Consider the following 18030-nt stretch of genomic DNA (forward strand, 5'->3'; position numbering starts at 1 on the left):
CGTGTGGTTCCCCGTCGAGCCGCGCGCGTGCGCGACGCACGGAGCCTAGTCGATGGTGCGGCCGATGTCGGTGGGGCTTGCTAGCCTGCGCGTCGCGGAGAGTGAATCTCACCGCAGCGCTCCGAAGCAGCGCTTTCACGCCAGACGGGGGAATGGCCATGAGCGTCGAGCACACCGAGAACACCGAGAGCCTCGCGCCCGCCGGGGACGCCGAGAGCAGCGCCGTACGGGCCATGGCGGCGGACGACGTGACCGCCTACCCGATCGCCCCGGGCTACCGGGTGAACGTCCGCTCCGGTCCCGGCACCAAGTACCCGATCGTACGGACCCTGACCCTGGGCGCCTGGGTCCAGATCTACTGCCAGACGCCCGGCGAGCGGATCTCCGGCCCGTACGGCACCACCAACATCTGGGACAACATCAGCCCCGGCCAGTTCGTCTCCGACGCGTATGTGAAGACGGGCACCGACGGCTATGTGGCCCGCCGCTGCGGCTGACGGAGCCTCGCCGGCCGGCTGACGGCGCCTTGCGCTCCGGCTGACGGCGCCTTGCCCTCAGGGCCGGGGATAATCGGTCTCGTGAGCGACGACCAGCAGAGCAAGACCGGCACTCCGGCCGGGCCCCGGCCCGAGGAGCTCCGCTTCTTCGGCACGACCTGGGTGGACCACAGCGGCCACTACGGTCTGCGCCGCACCGGCGTGGCCGTCGGCTCGCTCGCCGCCGCGGTCGCGGGCTGCTTCGTGCTGCGTTTCGCGTACGAGGGCCTGGCGATCGCCCAGGTCGGCGGCTTCGTCAACACGCTCGTGGTGGTGATGTTCGCGGTCTGCAGCGCGATCGCCTTCCGCAAGACGTGGGAGGGCTTCGGCCGCCGCCCCGCCGACCCGGCCCGCGAGGACTCCCTGCGCAGCCTGAAGGCCATCGGTTTCATCGGCTCGCTCCTCGCCTACTTCCTCCGCTCCTTCACCGAGGCGCCGGGCGAGAATCTGCTGCGCACGGAGTACGAAGAGGCCCTGGCCCGCTACGAGAAGCGCCGCTCGAACCGGACCGGCAACCCGTCCGGGCGCAAGAAGCCGAAGCGCTGACCGTCCCCCGGCTGCCCCGCCGCTGAGATCCCCCGAGGACCCCGGACATCGTCCGGGGTCCTTGACGTCGTGCCACCCTCGCGCCCACTATTCATCACATGATGAATAAAAGCGGTGGTGTCGCCGGCGACGCGATCGTCGCGTCCGGCCTCAGCGTCGTCCGCGGCGACCGCCCCGTCCTGCGCGACCTCGACTTCACCGTCCCCCGGGGCCGCATCACCGGCCTCCTCGGCCCCTCCGGCTGCGGCAAGACCACCCTCATGCGCGCCGTCGTCGGCACCCAGGCCAAGGTCACCGGCACCCTCCACGTCCTCGGCCACCCCGCCGGCCACCCGGCCCTGCGCCCCCGCATCGGCTACGTCACCCAGGCCCCCTCCGTCTACGACGACCTCACCGTCCGCCAGAACCTCGACTACTTCGCCGCCGTCCTCCTCCCCGGCCGCGCCCACCGCACCGACCGCCGCACCGCCGTCGACCGGGCCCTCACCGACGTCGACCTCACCACCCACGCCGACGCCCTCGCCGGGCGGCTCTCCGGAGGCCAGCGCAGCCGGGTCTCCCTCGCCGTCGCCCTCCTCGGCGCCCCCGAGCTCCTCGTCCTCGACGAACCGACCGTCGGCCTCGACCCGGTGCTCCGCCGCGACCTCTGGGACCTCTTCCACCACATCGCCGCCGACCGCGGCACCACCCTCCTCGTCTCCTCCCACGTCATGGACGAGGCCGAACGCTGCCACCGGCTGCTCCTCCTGCGCGAAGGCGAACTCCTCGCCGACGACACCCCCGAAGCCCTGCGCCACCGCAACGACACCACCACCGTCGAGGACGCCTTCCTCCACCTCGTGGACGCCGCGGCCGCCCGCGACCCGCACCGCACCGAGGAGCCCCGCCCGTGAACAGCGCCCGCACCCTCGCCACCACCGCCCGCGTCCTGCGCCAGCTCCGCCACGACCCGCGGTCGATCGCCCTGATGCTCCTCGTGCCCTGCCTGATGCTCCTGCTGCTCCGCTACGTCTTCGACGGAAGCCCGCAGACCTTCGACGGCATCGGCGCCTCGCTCCTCGGCATCTTCCCGCTCATCACCATGTTCCTGGTGACCTCCATCGCCACCCTGCGCGAACGCACCTCCGGCACCCTCGAACGCCTCCTCGCCATGCCGCTGGGCAAGGCCGACCTGATCGCCGGCTACGCCCTCGCCTTCGGCCTGCTCGCCGTCGTCCAGTCCGCCCTCGCCACCGGCCTCGCCCTGTGGCTCCTCGGCCTCGACGTCACCGGCTCACCCTGGCTGCTCCTCCTGGTCGCCCTGCTCGACGCGCTCCTGGGCACCGCCCTCGGCCTCTTCGTCTCGGCCTTCGCCGCCTCCGAGTTCCAGGCCGTCCAGTTCATGCCGGCCGTGATCTTCCCCCAGCTGCTGCTCTGCGGCCTGTTCACCCCGCGCGACCGCATGGCCCCCGCCCTCGAAGCGGTCTCCGACGTCCTGCCCATGTCGTACGCGGTCGACGGCATGAACCAGGTCCTGCACCACACCGACATCACCACCGACTTCGTCCGCGACGCCCTCGTCGTCGCCGGCTGCGCCGTCCTCGTCCTCGCCCTCGGCGCCGCCACCCTCCGCCGCCGCACCCCGTGACCTGCCCGCCCCTCGGACACCCACCGCACCGGACGGCCTCCCGGTGCGAGGATGTCCCTGCACGTGGAGCCCCTTCCGGCGAGGTGAACAGACCCATGACCCAGACCGTCGCAGTCCTCGGCACCGGCAAGATCGGTGAAGCGCTCCTCAGCGGCATGATCCGCGCCGGCTGGCGCCCGGCGGACCTCCTGGTCACCGCCCGCCGCACCGAGCGCGCCGAAGAACTCCACGCCCGCTACGGAGTCGAGGCCGTCAGCAACGCCGACGCCGCCAAGCGCGCCGACACCCTCATCCTCGCCGTGAAGCCCCAGGACATGGGCCGCCTCCTCGACGAACTCGCCCCGCACGTCGCCGCCGACCGCCTGGTCATCAGCGCCGCCGCCGGCATCCCCACCGCCTTCATCGAGGAACGCCTCGCCACCGGCACCCCCGTCGTCCGGGTCATGCCCAACACCCCCGTCCTCGTCGACGAGGGCATGTCCGTGATCTCCGCCGGCAGCCACGCCACCCACGAACACCTCGACCACACCGAGGAGATCTTCGGCGGCGTCGGCAAGACCCTGCGCGTCCCCGAGTCCCAGCAGGACGCCGCCACCGCCCTGTCCGGCTCCGGCCCGGCCTACTTCTACTACCTCGTCGAGGCCATGACCGACGCCGGCATCCTCCTCGGCCTGCCCCGCGCCCAGGCCCACGACCTGATCGTCCAGGCCGCCATCGGCGCCGCCGTCATGCTCCGCGACAGCGGCGAACACCCCGTCAAGCTCCGCGAGGCCGTCACCAGCCCCGCCGGCACCACCATCTCCGCCATCCGAGAGCTGGAGAACCACGGCGTACGAGCCGCCCTGATCGCCGCCCTGGAAGCCGCCCGCGACCGCAGCCGCGAGCTCGCCTCCGGCCAGGGCTGACCACCACGGCGCGCCTCACGCGCGCCCGCGCCCCTCAGCACCTCCTGTGTGGTCACGACCCGGGCGAACCGCCCGCCGTGCAGCGACACCGCCGTCGCCCGGGTCAGCTCCTCCGCCGTCCACTGCCACCCGAACGGCCCGTCCAGGCCACCACCGGAACCACCCGCCTCCACTGGCTCATCACCCAGCGCGTGGCCGCCGCCCGGAAACTCCTCGAACTCACTGATCACCCCCTCCCCGAAGGCGCCCGCCGCGCGGACTTCGGCAGCGAGGTCACCATGCGCCAGCACTTCGCCTCGCACCTCGCCACCAGCCCGCGCGACTACCGCAACGCCTTCCGTCACACGGCCGGCAGCAGCCCGATCGCCCGGTAGGCCCGGTCGACCAGCGGCCGCGCCATCCCACGAGCCCGCTCGGCCCCCGCCCGCAGCACCTCGTCCACCTGCGCCGGGTCCGCCGCGAGCTCGGCATGCCGCTCCCGCACCGGCCGCAGCAGCTCGACCACCGCCTCCGCCGTGTCCTTCTTCAACGATCCGTACGACTCGTATACACCGGCAAGCCCGATCGGGTTCCCACCCGTCGCGGCCGCCAGCACATCCAGCAGGTTCGCCACCCCGGGAGCGGCCTCCCGGTCGTAGACCACCTCGCGCCCGCTGTCCGTCACGGCCCGCATGATCTTCCGCCGCACGGTGTCCGCGTCATCGAGCAGATAGACGATCCCCGCCCCGTTCTCGTGCGACTTCCCCATCTTCGACCGGGGGTCCTGCAGATCCATGACCCGCGCCGCCACCACCGGATGCGTCGCCTTCGGCACCGTGAAGACATGCCCGTACCGATGGTTGAACCGCACCGCGAGATCCCGCGCCAGCTCCACGTGCTGCGTCTGGTCCTCGCCCACCGGCACCTCATCGGTCCCGTACGCGAGGATGTCCGCCGCCATCAGCGCCGGATACGTCAGCAGCGACAGCCGCACGCTCTCCCCGGACTCACGCGCCCGGAGGCTCTTCTCCTTGTACTGGATCATCCGGCGCATCTCGCCGTCCGTGGCCACGCACTCCATGAGGTACGAGAGCCGCGCGTGCTCGTCCACATGACTCTGCACGAACACCGTGCACCGCTCCGGGTCGAGCCCCGCCGCCAGCAGCAGCGTCGCCGCCTGCCGGCTGAGCCGCCGCACCCGCGCCGGATCGTGCTCCACGGTCAGCGCGTGCAGGTCCACCACGCTGAAGAGCGCGTCCGCCTGGTGCTGGTCCACCTCGACCCACCGCCGCACGGCCCCGAGGTAGTTGCCCAGCGTCAGGTGCCGGTCGGCTTGATCCCGCTGAAGATCCGCTTCATCGCGTTCGTTCTCCCTCTCTCCTGGCTGTCTCTGTACGAGCACCGCCGGCCCGTCGGCCGGACTCCCGGAGGGGGATACGCGAACGGCCGCCGAGGCGGCGGCCGTATCTGCGCGCGTGAGCACGGGCCGCCGTCAGGCGGCCCACCACTGGGTGGCGTGCGCACGCGTAGTCATGCCCCCACCCTACGCCGCGGACCCGGGGTTGACACGGGATTACGAGGTACGTAGTGTTCTCCGGGTTGTCCGACGTGAGCACCGACTCCGGTCGGCCCCGGACAGCCATTCCGCAAGAACCACAACGCCTGACGGCGTCGATTCGCCGTGCCGTCTTGTCTTTCCGTGCGCTTTTGCGAAATGAGGAATCCGCGTTCGAAGGTTTGGACGTGAGTCCCCGATTAGCGTCGGGGGCGGGGAATCCGCTAAAGTCTCACTCGTCGGAACGGCCCAACAGCCGCGAAGACAACTCCCGCTGACCGGGAATCAGGCCCGAAAGGATCTGATAGAGTCGGAACCGCCGGAAGGGCCCGGAGCGAAAGCGAAAGGGACCGGAAAGCACCGAGGAAATCGGATCGGAAAGATCTGATAGAGTCGGAAACGAAGGAAGCGCCCGGAGAAAAGCCCGTGAGGGTGAGTACAAAGGAAGCGTCCGCACCTTGAGAACTCAACAGCGTGCCAAAAATCAACGCCAGATTAGTTGATACCCCGTCCATCTTCGGATGGTCGAGGTTCCTTTGAAAAAGTCCACCCCACGGGGTGGCACACAGCGAGGACGCTGTGAACGGTACGGACTATTCCTCCGGACCGTTCCGCTCTCGTGGTGTTCGACCGGATTACCGGTAAACATTCACGGAGAGTTTGATCCTGGCTCAGGACGAACGCTGGCGGCGTGCTTAACACATGCAAGTCGAACGATGAAGCCCTTCGGGGTGGATTAGTGGCGAACGGGTGAGTAACACGTGGGCAATCTGCCCTTCACTCTGGGACAAGCCCTGGAAACGGGGTCTAATACCGGATACGAGTCGCGGAGGCATCTCCGAGACTGGAAAGCTCCGGCGGTGAAGGATGAGCCCGCGGCCTATCAGCTTGTTGGTGAGGTAACGGCTCACCAAGGCGACGACGGGTAGCCGGCCTGAGAGGGCGACCGGCCACACTGGGACTGAGACACGGCCCAGACTCCTACGGGAGGCAGCAGTGGGGAATATTGCACAATGGGCGAAAGCCTGATGCAGCGACGCCGCGTGAGGGATGACGGCCTTCGGGTTGTAAACCTCTTTCAGCAGGGAAGAAGCGAAAGTGACGGTACCTGCAGAAGAAGCGCCGGCTAACTACGTGCCAGCAGCCGCGGTAATACGTAGGGCGCAAGCGTTGTCCGGAATTATTGGGCGTAAAGAGCTCGTAGGCGGCTTGTCACGTCGGGTGTGAAAGCCCGGGGCTTAACCCGGGTCTGCATCCGATACGGGCAGGCTAGAGTGTGGTAGGGGAGATCGGAATTCCTGGTGTAGCGGTGAAATGCGCAGATATCAGGAGGAACACCGGTGGCGAAGGCGGATCTCTGGGCCATTACTGACGCTGAGGAGCGAAAGCGTGGGGAGCGAACAGGATTAGATACCCTGGTAGTCCACGCCGTAAACGTTGGGAACTAGGTGTTGGTGACATTCCACGTCGTCGGTGCCGCAGCTAACGCATTAAGTTCCCCGCCTGGGGAGTACGGCCGCAAGGCTAAAACTCAAAGGAATTGACGGGGGCCCGCACAAGCAGCGGAGCATGTGGCTTAATTCGACGCAACGCGAAGAACCTTACCAAGGCTTGACATATACCGGAAAGCATTAGAGATAGTGCCCCCCTTGTGGTCGGTATACAGGTGGTGCATGGCTGTCGTCAGCTCGTGTCGTGAGATGTTGGGTTAAGTCCCGCAACGAGCGCAACCCTTGTCCTGTGTTGCCAGCATGCCCTTCGGGGTGATGGGGACTCACAGGAGACCGCCGGGGTCAACTCGGAGGAAGGTGGGGACGACGTCAAGTCATCATGCCCCTTATGTCTTGGGCTGCACACGTGCTACAATGGCCGGTACAAAGAGCTGCGATGCCGCGAGGCGGAGCGAATCTCAAAAAGCCGGTCTCAGTTCGGATTGGGGTCTGCAACTCGACCCCATGAAGTCGGAGTTGCTAGTAATCGCAGATCAGCATTGCTGCGGTGAATACGTTCCCGGGCCTTGTACACACCGCCCGTCACGTCACGAAAGTCGGTAACACCCGAAGCCGGTGGCCCAACCCCTTGTGGGAGGGAGCTGTCGAAGGTGGGACTGGCGATTGGGACGAAGTCGTAACAAGGTAGCCGTACCGGAAGGTGCGGCTGGATCACCTCCTTTCTAAGGAGCACAGTACCGATTGCAGGCAAACGTTCTGCACGGTCAGCTCATGGGTGGAACGTTGATTAGTTGGCACGATCGTGAGAGTCCGTCACCAGTACTGCTTCGGCGTGGAACGTGATGAGGTCTTGAAGGATCGTGCTTGGCACGTTGTTGGGTATCTGAGGGTACGGCCGAAAGGTCTTGCCTTCGCGATGCCGGCCCCAGTAAAGCTTTGCTTCGGCAGGGTGTGATGGGTGGCTGGTCGTTGCTTGAGAACTACACAGTGGACGCGAGCATCTGTGGCCAAGTTTTTAAGGGCGCACGGTGGATGCCTTGGCACCAGGAACCGATGAAGGACGTGGGAGGCCACGATAGTCCCCGGGGAGCCGTCAACCAGGCTTTGATCCGGGGGTTTCCGAATGGGGAAACCCGGCAGTCGTCATGGGCTGTCACCCATGCCTGAACACATAGGGCATGTGGAGGGAACGAGGGGAAGTGAAACATCTCAGTACCCTCAGGAAGAGAAAACAACCGTGATTCCGGGAGTAGTGGCGAGCGAAACCGGATGAGGCCAAACCGTATGCGTGTGATACCGGCAGGGGTTGCGCATGCGGGGTTGTGGGATCTCTCTTTCACAGTCTGCCGGCTGTGAGGCGAGTCAGAAACCGTTGGTGTAGTCGAAGGACATGCGAAAGGTCCGGCGTAGAGGGTAAGACCCCCGTAGACGAAACATCAGCGGCTTGCTTGAGAGACACCCAAGTAGCACGGGGCCCGAGAAATCCCGTGTGAATCTGGCGGGACCACCCGCTAAGCCTAAATATTCCCTGGTGACCGATAGCGGATAGTACCGTGAGGGAATGGTGAAAAGTACCGCGGGAGCGGAGTGAAATAGTACCTGAAACCGTGTGCCTACAAGCCGTGGGAGCGTCGCTCACATCTTTGGATGTGGGTCGTGACTGCGTGCCTTTTGAAGAATGAGCCTGCGAGTTTGCGGTGTGTTGCGAGGTTAACCCGTGTGGGGAAGCCGTAGCGAAAGCGAGTCCGAACAGGGCGTTTCAGTAGCACGCTCAAGACCCGAAGCGGAGTGATCTAGCCATGGGCAGGTTGAAGCGGAGGTAAGACTTCGTGGAGGACCGAACCCACCAGGGTTGAAAACCTGGGGGATGACCTGTGGTTAGGGGTGAAAGGCCAATCAAACTCCGTGATAGCTGGTTCTCCCCGAAATGCATTTAGGTGCAGCGTCGTGTGTTTCTTGCCGGAGGTAGAGCACTGGATAGGCGATGGGCCCTACCGGGTTACTGACCTTAGCCAAACTCCGAATGCCGGTAAGTGAGAGCGCGGCAGTGAGACTGTGGGGGATAAGCTCCATGGTCGAGAGGGAAACAGCCCAGAGCATCGACTAAGGCCCCTAAGCGTACGCTAAGTGGGAAAGGATGTGGAGTCGCAGAGACAACCAGGAGGTTGGCTTAGAAGCAGCCACCCTTGAAAGAGTGCGTAATAGCTCACTGGTCAAGTGATTCCGCGCCGACAATGTAGCGGGGCTCAAGCGTACCGCCGAAGTCGTGTCATTGCAGCAATACTCCCAACGGAGGCTGTGATGGGTAGGGGAGCGTCGTGTGCCGGGTGAAGCAGCCGCGGAAGCGAGTTGTGGACGGTTCACGAGTGAGAATGCAGGCATGAGTAGCGATACACACGTGAGAAACGTGTGCGCCGATTGACTAAGGGTTCCTGGGTCAAGCTGATCTGCCCAGGGTAAGTCGGGACCTAAGGCGAGGCCGACAGGCGTAGTCGATGGACAACCGGTTGATATTCCGGTACCCGCTTTGAAACGCCCAATATCGAATCCATTAATGCTAAGGCCGTGAAGCCGCCCCGGAGCCTTCGGGCAAAGGGGAGTGGTGGAGCCGCTGACCCAAGGTGGTAGTAGGTAAGCGATGGGGTGACGCAGGAAGGTAGTCCAGCCCGGGCGGTGGTTGTCCCGGGGTAAGGGTGTAGGCCGTGTGATAGGCAAATCCGTCACACATTAAGGCTGAGACCTGATGCCGAGCCGATTGTGGTGAAGTGGATGATCCTATGCTGTCGAGAAAAGCCTCTAGCGAGTTTCATGGCGGCCCGTACCCTAAACCGACTCAGGTGGTCAGGTAGAGAATACCGAGGCGTTCGGGTGAACTATGGTTAAGGAACTCGGCAAAATGCCCCCGTAACTTCGGGAGAAGGGGGGCCACGCCTGGTGATCGGATTTACTCCGTGAGCTGGGGGTGGCCGCAGAGACCAGCGAGAAGCGACTGTTTACTAAAAACACAGGTCCGTGCGAAGCCGTAAGGCGATGTATACGGACTGACGCCTGCCCGGTGCTGGAACGTTAAGGGGACCGGTTAGCTCACTTTCGGGTGGGCGAAGCTGAGAACTTAAGCGCCAGTAAACGGCGGTGGTAACTATAACCATCCTAAGGTAGCGAAATTCCTTGTCGGGTAAGTTCCGACCTGCACGAATGGCGTAACGACTTCTCGACTGTCTCAACCATAGGCCCGGTGAAATTGCACTACGAGTAAAGATGCTCGTTTCGCGCAGCAGGACGGAAAGACCCCGGGACCTTTACTACAGTTTGATATTGGTGTTCGGTTCGGCTTGTGTAGGATAGGTGGGAGACTTTGAAGCCGTGACGCCAGTCATGGTGGAGTCGCCGTTGAAATACCACTCTGGTCGTGCTGGATGTCTAACCTGGGTCCGTGATCCGGATCAGGGACAGTGTCTGATGGGTAGTTTAACTGGGGCGGTTGCCTCCCAAAGGGTAACGGAGGCGCCCAAAGGTTCCCTCAGCCTGGTTGGCAATCAGGTGTTGAGTGTAAGTGCACAAGGGAGCTTGACTGTGAGACCGACGGGTCGAGCAGGGACGAAAGTCGGGACTAGTGATCCGGCGGTGGCTTGTGGAAGCGCCGTCGCTCAACGGATAAAAGGTACCCCGGGGATAACAGGCTGATCTTCCCCAAGAGTCCATATCGACGGGATGGTTTGGCACCTCGATGTCGGCTCGTCGCATCCTGGGGCTGGAGTCGGTCCCAAGGGTTGGGCTGTTCGCCCATTAAAGCGGTACGCGAGCTGGGTTTAGAACGTCGTGAGACAGTTCGGTCCCTATCCGCTGTGCGCGTAGGAATATTGAGAAGGGCTGTCCCTAGTACGAGAGGACCGGGACGGACGAACCTCTGGTGTGCCAGTTGTCCTGCCAAGGGCATGGCTGGTTGGCTACGTTCGGGAGGGATAACCGCTGAAAGCATCTAAGCGGGAAGCCTGCTTCGAGATGAGTATTCCCACCTCCTTGAGAGGGTAAGGCTCCCAGTAGACGACTGGGTTGATAGGCCGGATGTGGAAGCCCAGTAATGGGTGGAGCTGACCGGTACTAATAGGCCGAGGGCTTGTCCTCAGTTGCTCGCGTCCACTGTGTTAGTTCTGAAGTAACGAACACGCCCCCCTATTGGTCAGGGGCGCGGCGGTTCAACTTCATAGTGTTTCGGTGGTCATAGCGTTAGGGAAACGCCCGGTTACATTCCGAACCCGGAAGCTAAGCCTTTCAGCGCCGATGGTACTGCAGGGGGGACCCTGTGGGAGAGTAGGACACCGCCGAACAATTTTTAGCCTTAACCCCCGGACCTTGTCCGGGGGTTGAGGCATTTTTGCGTTCAGGTGTATTTCCACGGCTCCGGCCGAGTTCACCGGGACCGTACGTGAGGGGCCCGTGCGCGAACGGCCCGTCGTGAGGGCGCCTCGTAAGGTGGGGCGCATGCCCCATGACTCGTACGACCTGATCGTCTTCGACAACGACGGTGTGCTCGTCGACAGCGAGCCGATCTCCAACCGGCTGCTCGCCGCCTACCTCACCGAGCTCGGGCACCCCACCACGTACGAGGAGTCGGTGCGGGACTACATGGGCTCCGCGATGCACCGGATCCACGAGCTGGTCCGAGAGCGCAGCGGGCGGCGGCTGCCGGAGGACTTCGACGACACCTTCCACGTCCGCGTCTTCGCCGCGTTCGAGCGGGACCTCGAAGCCGTGGCCGGTGCCGCCGACGTGCTCAAGAGGCTGACCGCCGAAGGAATTCCCTACTGCGTGGCGTCCTCGGGGAGCCATGAGCGCATCCGGGTCGGCCACCGCAAGACCGGGCTCGACGTGTGGTTCCCGGAGGAGATCGTCTTCAGCGCCGAGGACGTCGGACGGGGCAAGCCGGCGCCCGACCTCTTCCTCCACGCGGCCGAGCGCATGGGCGTTCCGCCCGAGCGCTGTCTGGTGGTCGAGGACAGCCCCCTCGGTGTCCAGGCCGCCGTCGCCGCCGGGATGGACGTCTACGGGTTCACGGCGATGACGCCCGAGGCGAAGCTGCCGGGGGCCGGCGGATACTTCCGCGCGATGGAGGAGCTGCCGGCGATTTTGGGTCTGTGATCGACCTACCCCTCGGTAAGACCCGGGCCTACGCTGAGCCGCCATGACGGATGCGCGGTTGCGGCGTGGGCGGGGATCCCTGGCGGTCGGCTTCTTCGTGCAGGGGGTCACCTTCGCCCTGCTCGTGACCCGGATACCGGCGATCCAGGACCGGTACGGGATATCCGACGGGCTGCTGCCCGTCTTCCTCGCGGCCGTGCCCGTGCTCGCCGGCGTGGCCAGCGTGTTCACCGAGAAGCTCGTCGTCCGCGTCGGGGCGGGGCGGGTGCTGCGCTGGTCCCAGCCGGTGGTGCTCCTGTCGCTCCTGGCGGTGGGGGCCGGTTCGGAGCTGTGGACGGTGGCCGTCGCGCTCGGCGTGTTCGGGCTCGCCGTCGGCGCCCTGGACGCGTCCATGAACATGCTGGGGGTGAGCCTCCAGCGGGCGTACGGGCGCAGCATCATGCTCGGCTTCCACGCCTCGTACAGCCTCGGCGGGATCGCGGGGGCCACGCTGGCCTGGGTCGGGGCGCACGGGGACCTGCCGCTGTTCGTGTCGTATCTGCCGGTCGTGGCGGTGCTGCTGCCGGTGGCGTTCGCCGGCGGCCGCTGGTACGTGGACGGGGAGCCGGGACCGGGACCGGGACTGGGGGCAGGGACGGCGGAGGCCGGGTCGGCTTCGGGCGGGGTGGCGTTCAAGGCGCTGCTGCCGCTGTGCCTGGTGATGACGTTCGCGTACATCGGGGACTCCACGGTCTCCAACTGGTCGGCGAAGTACCTCCAGGACGTGCTGCACAGCTCCGAGGAACTGGCCACCGTGCCGTACAACGCGTACATGGTGACGACGCTGCTCGGGCGGGCCGTCGGCGACTTCGGGGTGCGGCGGTTCGGAGCCGTCCTGGTGGTGCGGGGCGGGGCGGTGCTCGCCGCGCTGGGCTTCGCGGTGGTCGCGGTGGCGCCGGGGGCATGGGTGGGCATGGCCGGGTTCACGCTGCTGGGACTCGGGCTGAGCGTGATCGTGCCGCAGACCTTCGCCGCGGCGGGCCGGCTCGCCTTCGACCGGCACGGCCCGGGCGCGAGCGACGCGGCCGTCGCGCGCCTGAACGTCTTCAACTACGTGGGGTTCCTGATCGGGTCGCCGCTGGTGGGGGCGCTCGGTGACGCGTGGAGCTATCGGGGCGCGATGCTGGTGCCGATGGTGCTGGTGCTCGTGACGGTGGTGTACGCCACGTCGTTCGCTTCTCCGAAGGCCCGATACGGTGGCGGGCATGAGCGGCCGCGCACTGTTGATGTGGGATGAAGCTGTCACGGGTTACGACTTCGGGCCCGAGCACCCGATGGACCCGGTGCGGCTGGCGTTGACCATGGCTCTGGTGCGGGCGTACGGCCTCGACCGGGCGGTGGACGTGGTGGCGGGACGGCCGGTCGGGGAGTCGACGCTGCGGCTGGTGCACCGTGAGGACTACGTGGCGGCGGTGCGGGCGGCGTCGGCGGATCCGCGGTCGGCCGACCAGGCGTACGGGCTCGGCACGGTGGACGATCCGGCGTTCGCGGGGATGCACGAGGTGTCGGCCCTGATCGCGGGGCAGTCGGTGGGCGCGGCGGAGGCGGTGTGGCGGGGCGAGGCGGCGCACGCGGTGAACTTCGCGGGCGGCCTGCACCACGCGATGCCGGGAGCCGCGTCGGGTTTCTGCATCTACAACGACGCGGCGCTCGCGATCGCCCGGCTCCTGGAGCTGGGCGCCGAGCGGGTCGCGTACGTGGACGTGGACGTGCACCACGGCGACGGCGTGCAGGCGGCGTTCTGGGAGGACCCGCGGGTGCTGACGGTCTCGCTGCACGAGCATCCGCGGACGCTGTTCCCGCAGACGGGCTGGCCGGAGGAGACGGGCGCGGCGGGCCCCGGCGAGGGCGGGGCGGTGAACGTGGCGCTGCCGGCGGGGACCGGGGACGCGGGGTGGCTGCGGGCCTTCCACGCCGTGGTGCCGGAGCTGCTCGCCGATTTCCGGCCGCAGGTGCTGGTCACCCAGCACGGCGCGGACACCCACTTCGAGGATCCGCTGGCGCACCTGGCGGTGTCGCTCGACGCGCAGCGGGCGGTGCAGGAGGCGTGCCACGAGCTGGCGCACGCGCATGTCGAGGGCGGCAGGTGGGTGGCGCTCGGCGGTGGCGGGTACGCGGTGGTGGACGTCGTACCGCGGTCGTGGACGCATCTGGTGGGGATCGCGGCGCACGCTCCGGTCGATCCGGAGTCGGTGATCCCGTCGTCGTGGCGCGACGAGGTGTACGCGCGGACCCGGCAGCCGGGTCCGCTGCGGATGACGGACGGGCGCTGGCCGGTCGGGTGGCGCGACTGGGCGGAGGGGTACGACCCGGCGGACCGGCTCGACCAGGCGGTGCTGGCGACGCGTCGCGCGGCGTTCCCGCTGCGCGGCCTGCTGGCCTGAGGCGCGGCCGGGAACCGGAGCACGGGCCCGCGGCCCGGGGCGAGAACCGGTGTATGCGTGGCTCGGGCCGGGAACCGGCGTGCGTGCGTGTGCTCGGCCGTTACGCCGACTGTGCGGTGTGCGGCCGGTTCCCGCCCTTTCCCGGGTGGGGTCCGGCAGCATCGGTCGGGTGCTGAGTACCGGGGCGCTGCGGGCGCATCTGTTGGCGGCCGGGCTGGCCGGGACCGTGGCGACGTCGCGGGAGGCGAGCCTGCGGAGCTACCGGCTGTTCGCCGCGCGGGATCCGCGGGTGACGCTCGGTCTGGACCCGGCGTGGCGCTGGGACGAGGCCGAGCTGCTGCGGCTGATGGCCGACCGCTGCGGGGTGTCCGGGGACCCGGCGCACCGCTCGGGCCCGGACGTGATCGACCCGGAGCGGACCCTCGGGGCGCTCGGGGCGTTCGCGGAGCGGCTCGGGGAGGCGGCGGCGCGGCGGGCCCCGGTGCTCTTCGGGACGGGGCATCCGCACCGGCTGCTGGGTTTCTACGCCGCTCTCGCAGACGCTTTGTCGGCGGCGGGATGTCTTGTTCTCACCCCGGCGCAGGGGAGATGTGTCGACATAACGACCCGGTTCGGCGTACGCACGCACCTCCTGGACTACGTACGGGGTGTCGCCCTGGTGCGAGAACCGGATCTGCGGGCCGCAGGGCGCGAACCCGGGGCGCACACCCACTCGCCGCTGCCGGTTCGGGTGGCGCTCGACAGCGCGGCGGAGAGCGGCGGGCCGCTTCCGGAGCTGGTGGTGGGAGACCACGGCTGGGTCTGCGGGGCAGGTCAGCTGGGTATCGAAGCCATCGGTCTGGCCGACACGGACGATCCCGCGCTGTTCGTCGGGGAGGCGGAGGGGCAGGTGTCCGTGGCCGTTCCGCTTGATGACGGGGTCCGCTCCGACTACTACCGTCCACTCACTCGCTATGTACTCAATCGAGCGTGTCTGTCACGGTAAACGGCCGATGGCAGCTCCTCTTCCCCACTCGTACCACCCGCCCCTACTCTGGGCGTGAGCGCTCAGCGACGAAGAGTCACCGGAGGGGAAGCCGGTGGGCGTCGCGGCGGAAGGTACAGGTGGGTCATGGCTGCTGGCGACAGGCCTCTCAACGAGGTGAAGTTCCTGACCGTGGCGGAGGTCGCCTCGGTGATGCGCGTCTCGAAGATGACCGTGTACCGCTTGGTGCACAGCGGTCATCTGCCGGCGATCCGGGTGGGCAGGTCATTCCGGGTGCCGGAACAGGCGGTTCACGAGTACCTGAGGGAGTCCTTCGTGGGGGTGGCGACCGCGTAGCGAGCGCGCGGCGGGGAGCCCAGACGGTCCGGACCGCCTCCCGTATGCCCCATTGCGCCCCTCGGATTACAAGCGGGTCGCTCGGGGCGGTAGGCTAGCCCCTCGTAGGTCGTGTGGGCCCAGACGCCCCGCACCGATCCCCGCTGGCGCGGGGATGTTCCGAGAAGTGAGCGAGGGTAGTCGTGGGCTCTGTTATCAAGAAGCGGCGTAAGCGGATGGCCAAGAAGAAGCACCGCAAGCTGCTCAAGCGCACCCGCGTTCAGCGTCGCAACAAGAAGTAAGCGTCGCTGCAACGACGGCGTTTCGCGTCGGGCGTGGCCCTTCACCGTTCCACGGTGGGGGGCCACGCTTTTGTTCTGGCGGGCTTTCATTGCGCCGAAATGTGAAGGCGCTACGGTGGCGGTCGACGGAACACCGACGGAACACCCCACGAAAGACCGACGGAAGGCGCTGATCTTGGGCAAGGTCGTGCTCGTCACCGGTGCGGCGCGGCACCTCGGTGCCCGTTTCGTACGGCGCGTCCAGCGGGATCCGGAGGTCGAGCGCGTGATCGCCGTGGACGCGGTCGACTCCCCGCACCCGCTCGGCGCGGCCGAGTTCGTCCGCGCCGACATCCGCCGGCCCGCGGTCGCGAAGGTCCTCGCCCGGTACGACGTCGACACGGTCGTCCACATGGACGTCACCGGGACGCCGCTCGGCTCCGGCGGCCGTACGTCGGTCAAGGAGACCAACGTCATCGGCACCATGCAGCTGCTCGGCGCCTGCCAGAAGTCGCCCCGGATCAAACGGCTCGTGGTGAAGTCCACCACCAGCGTGTACGGCTCGGCGCCCCGGGACCCGGCCGTGTTCACCGAGACCACGCCGGCGAAGTCGCTGCCGAGCGGTGGTTTCGCCAAGGACGCGGTCGAGGTCGAGGGGTACGTCCGGGGCTTCGCCCGGCGCCGGCCGGACGTGGCGGTGTGCGTGCTGCGGTTCGCGAACATCCTCGGGCCGCGGGTGGACTCCCCGCTCGCGGAGTATCTGGCGCTGCCGGTCCTGCCGACCGTCTTCGGCTACGACCCGCGCCTGCAGTTCGTGCACGAGGACGACGTCATGGACGTCCTGGAGCTCGCGGCGCGCGAGCCGCGCCGGGCCACCCTGAACAGCGGCACCTTCAACGTGGCCGGGGACGGGGTGCTGCTGCTGTCCCAGTGCGCGCGGCGGCTCGGCCGGCCCACGGTGCCGGTGCTGCTGCCCGCGGTGACCTGGGTGGGTCAGGCGCTGCGCACGCTCGGGGTGACCGACTTCTCACCGGAGCAGATCCGGCTGCTGACGCACGGCCGGGTGGTCTCCACCGTCCAGATGCGCGAGACCCTCGGGTTCGAACCCCGCTACACGACCGCGGGGGCCTTCGCGGACTTCGCCGCGAGTCAGGGGCCGGGCCTGCTGCCCCCCGAGCTGCTCGCGGGGGCCGTGGACCGGGCCGCCGGTCGTCTCGCCGCCGCGCCGTCCTTCCCCCAGCCCGCTGAAGCGGAATAGCCGAAGAGGAGCCCAGATCGCGATGGCGGACGCCAAGGTCATTCCGTTCGACGACGACCGGTCACGGGCGCGCCGCAGGCCCCCGGCACGCGGCCAGGAGGCCGCCGTACGGGCCCTGCCGACCCAGCAGGGGCCCGAGGAGGCGCCGAGGGGTCCCGAAGCCCCTGAGCGGGCCGGAGCCCCGGCGCGGGGCGACTGGGAGCGGAGGCTGGCCGGCGGACTGGCCTTCCTGCGGCGGCGCGTGACGGGCGACTACGAGGTCGACGAGTTCGGTTACGACGAGGAGCTCACCGACCAGGTCCTGATGTCGCTGCTCCGCCCGCTGTACGAGAAGTACTTCCGGGTCGAGGTGAAGGGCGTCGAGAACATCCCGAAGGAGGGCGGCGCCCTGGTGGTGGCCAACCACTCGGGGACGCTGCCGCTGGACGGCCTGATGATGCAGGTCGCCGTCCACGACCACCACCCGGCCGGCCGGCACCTCCGGCTGCTCGCCGCGGACCTGGTCTTCATGCTGCCGGTGGTCAACGAGCTGGCCCGCAAGGCGGGGCACACGCTGGCCTGCGCGGAGGACGCGGAACGGCTGCTGCGCGCCGGAGAGGTCGTCGGTGTGATGCCGGAGGGCTTCAAGGGCATCGGGAAGCCGTTCTCCGAGCGGTACAAGCTGCAGCGCTTCGGGCGCGGCGGTTTCGTGTCGACGGCGCTGCGGGCCGGGGTGCCGATCGTGCCGTGCTCGATCGTGGGCGCGGAGGAGATCTATCCCATGCTGGGCAACGCCAGGACGCTGGCGAGGATCCTGGGTCTGCCGTACTTCCCGCTGACCCCGACCTTCCCTTGGCTGGGGCCGCTCGGCGCGCTGCCCTTGCCGACGAAGTGGACGATCCAGTTCGGCGAGCCGATCCCGACGGACGGCTATCCGCTGGAGGCGGCAGAGGACCCCATGCTGATGTTCAACCTGACGGACCAGGTGCGGGAGCAGATCCAGCACGCGCTGTACAAGCTGCTGGTGCAGCGCCGGTCGGTGTTCTTCTGA

13 protein-coding genes, 3 rRNA genes and 3 pseudogenes are annotated in these 18030 nt (G+C 67.4%); 17 read left to right on the plus strand and 2 right to left on the minus strand.

Features of this window, described 5'->3' with window-relative positions; translation table 11 throughout:
- Nucleotides 1–158 precede the first annotated feature (158 nt).
- The 5 genes from ABD954_RS19090 (at nt 159) to proC (ending at nt 3614) form a co-directional block, all read left to right on the plus strand.
- Nucleotides 159–497, plus strand: a complete 339-nt coding sequence (locus ABD954_RS19090; RefSeq protein ID WP_345487253.1) for an SH3 domain-containing protein — start codon at nt 159–161, stop codon at nt 495–497.
- Between the two features lie 72 nt (nt 498–569).
- Nucleotides 570–1082: a hypothetical protein gene (locus ABD954_RS19095; protein WP_382745737.1), complete on the plus strand. Its 513-nt coding sequence runs from the start codon at nt 570–572 to the stop codon at nt 1080–1082.
- Between the two features lie 98 nt (nt 1083–1180).
- On the plus strand, nt 1181–1975 hold the full coding sequence (locus ABD954_RS19100; protein WP_345487255.1) for an ABC transporter ATP-binding protein: 795 nt from the start codon (nt 1181–1183) through the stop codon (nt 1973–1975).
- Nucleotides 1972–2709 (plus strand): ABC transporter permease, encoded by a 738-nt coding sequence (locus ABD954_RS19105; RefSeq protein WP_345487256.1) that lies wholly within the window; start codon nt 1972–1974, stop codon nt 2707–2709. Before ABD954_RS19100 ends, ABD954_RS19105 begins: the two co-directional genes overlap by 4 nt.
- Nucleotides 2710–2804: 95 nt before the next feature.
- Nucleotides 2805–3614 (plus strand): pyrroline-5-carboxylate reductase, encoded by an 810-nt coding sequence (gene proC / locus ABD954_RS19110; RefSeq protein ID WP_345487257.1) that lies wholly within the window; start codon nt 2805–2807, stop codon nt 3612–3614.
- A gap of 23 nt (nt 3615–3637) precedes the next feature.
- Here the strand turns inward: proC and ABD954_RS19115 are convergent.
- Nucleotides 3638–3760 (minus strand): annotated as a pseudogene (locus tag ABD954_RS19115) (cysteine hydrolase family protein); the annotation flags it as partial.
- Between ABD954_RS19115 and ABD954_RS19120 the strand changes: the two are divergent.
- Nucleotides 3749–3988, plus strand: a pseudogene (locus tag ABD954_RS19120) (helix-turn-helix domain-containing protein); the annotation flags it as partial. The pseudogenes ABD954_RS19115 and ABD954_RS19120 overlap by 12 nt on opposite strands.
- On the opposite strand, the pseudogene trpS reads toward ABD954_RS19120, so the two are convergent.
- Nucleotides 3955–4952, minus strand: a pseudogene (trpS, locus tag ABD954_RS19125) (tryptophan--tRNA ligase). The pseudogenes ABD954_RS19120 and trpS overlap by 34 nt on opposite strands.
- An 844-nt stretch (nt 4953–5796) precedes the next feature.
- On the opposite strand from trpS, the gene ABD954_RS19130 reads away from it, so the two are divergent.
- The 11 genes from ABD954_RS19130 to ABD954_RS19180 all read left to right on the plus strand — a co-directional run bounded on the left by ABD954_RS19130 (nt 5797) and on the right by ABD954_RS19180 (nt 18030).
- Nucleotides 5797–7321: ribosomal RNA gene (locus ABD954_RS19130) — 16S ribosomal RNA — on the plus strand.
- Nucleotides 7322–7604: 283 nt separating this feature from the next.
- A 23S ribosomal RNA gene (locus ABD954_RS19135) occupies nt 7605–10724 on the plus strand.
- An 86-nt stretch (nt 10725–10810) separates the two neighbouring features.
- A 5S ribosomal RNA gene (gene rrf / locus ABD954_RS19140) occupies nt 10811–10927 on the plus strand.
- Together the 16S, 23S and 5S rRNA genes form the textbook arrangement of a ribosomal RNA operon.
- 154 nt (nt 10928–11081) lie before the next feature.
- A complete protein-coding gene (locus ABD954_RS19145; protein WP_345487258.1) occupies nt 11082–11738 on the plus strand; it encodes an HAD family hydrolase in 657 nt (218 codons plus the stop codon).
- Nucleotides 11739–11781: 43 nt separating this feature from the next.
- A complete protein-coding gene (locus tag ABD954_RS19150) occupies nt 11782–13014 on the plus strand; it encodes an MFS transporter (RefSeq protein ID WP_345487259.1) in 1233 nt (410 codons plus the stop codon).
- Entirely contained in the window at nt 12983–14161 is a 1179-nt protein-coding gene (locus ABD954_RS19155; protein ID WP_345487260.1) for an acetoin utilization protein AcuC, read from the plus strand. The genes ABD954_RS19150 and ABD954_RS19155 overlap by 32 nt, the downstream gene beginning before the upstream one ends.
- A 169-nt stretch (nt 14162–14330) precedes the next feature.
- Nucleotides 14331–15146, plus strand: coding sequence for a phosphatase (locus ABD954_RS19160; RefSeq protein WP_345487261.1), 816 nt, complete (start codon nt 14331–14333; stop codon nt 15144–15146).
- Between the two features lie 126 nt (nt 15147–15272).
- Nucleotides 15273–15482, plus strand: a complete 210-nt coding sequence (locus tag ABD954_RS19165) for a helix-turn-helix domain-containing protein (protein ID WP_046910004.1) — start codon at nt 15273–15275, stop codon at nt 15480–15482.
- Between the two features lie 182 nt (nt 15483–15664).
- Complete coding sequence (locus tag ABD954_RS19170) at nt 15665–15763, plus strand: 30S ribosomal protein bS22 (RefSeq protein ID WP_003948845.1); 99 nt, start codon at nt 15665–15667, stop codon at nt 15761–15763.
- Between the two features lie 175 nt (nt 15764–15938).
- Nucleotides 15939–17000, plus strand: a complete 1062-nt coding sequence (locus ABD954_RS19175; RefSeq protein ID WP_345487262.1) for an NAD-dependent epimerase/dehydratase family protein — start codon at nt 15939–15941, stop codon at nt 16998–17000.
- A gap of 22 nt (nt 17001–17022) precedes the next feature.
- Complete coding sequence (locus ABD954_RS19180) at nt 17023–18030, plus strand: lysophospholipid acyltransferase family protein (protein ID WP_345487263.1); 1008 nt, start codon at nt 17023–17025, stop codon at nt 18028–18030.

The sequence above is a fragment of the Streptomyces roseoviridis genome (assembly GCF_039535235.1).
Taxonomy (GTDB): Bacteria; Actinomycetota; Actinomycetes; order Streptomycetales; family Streptomycetaceae; genus Streptomyces; species Streptomyces roseoviridis.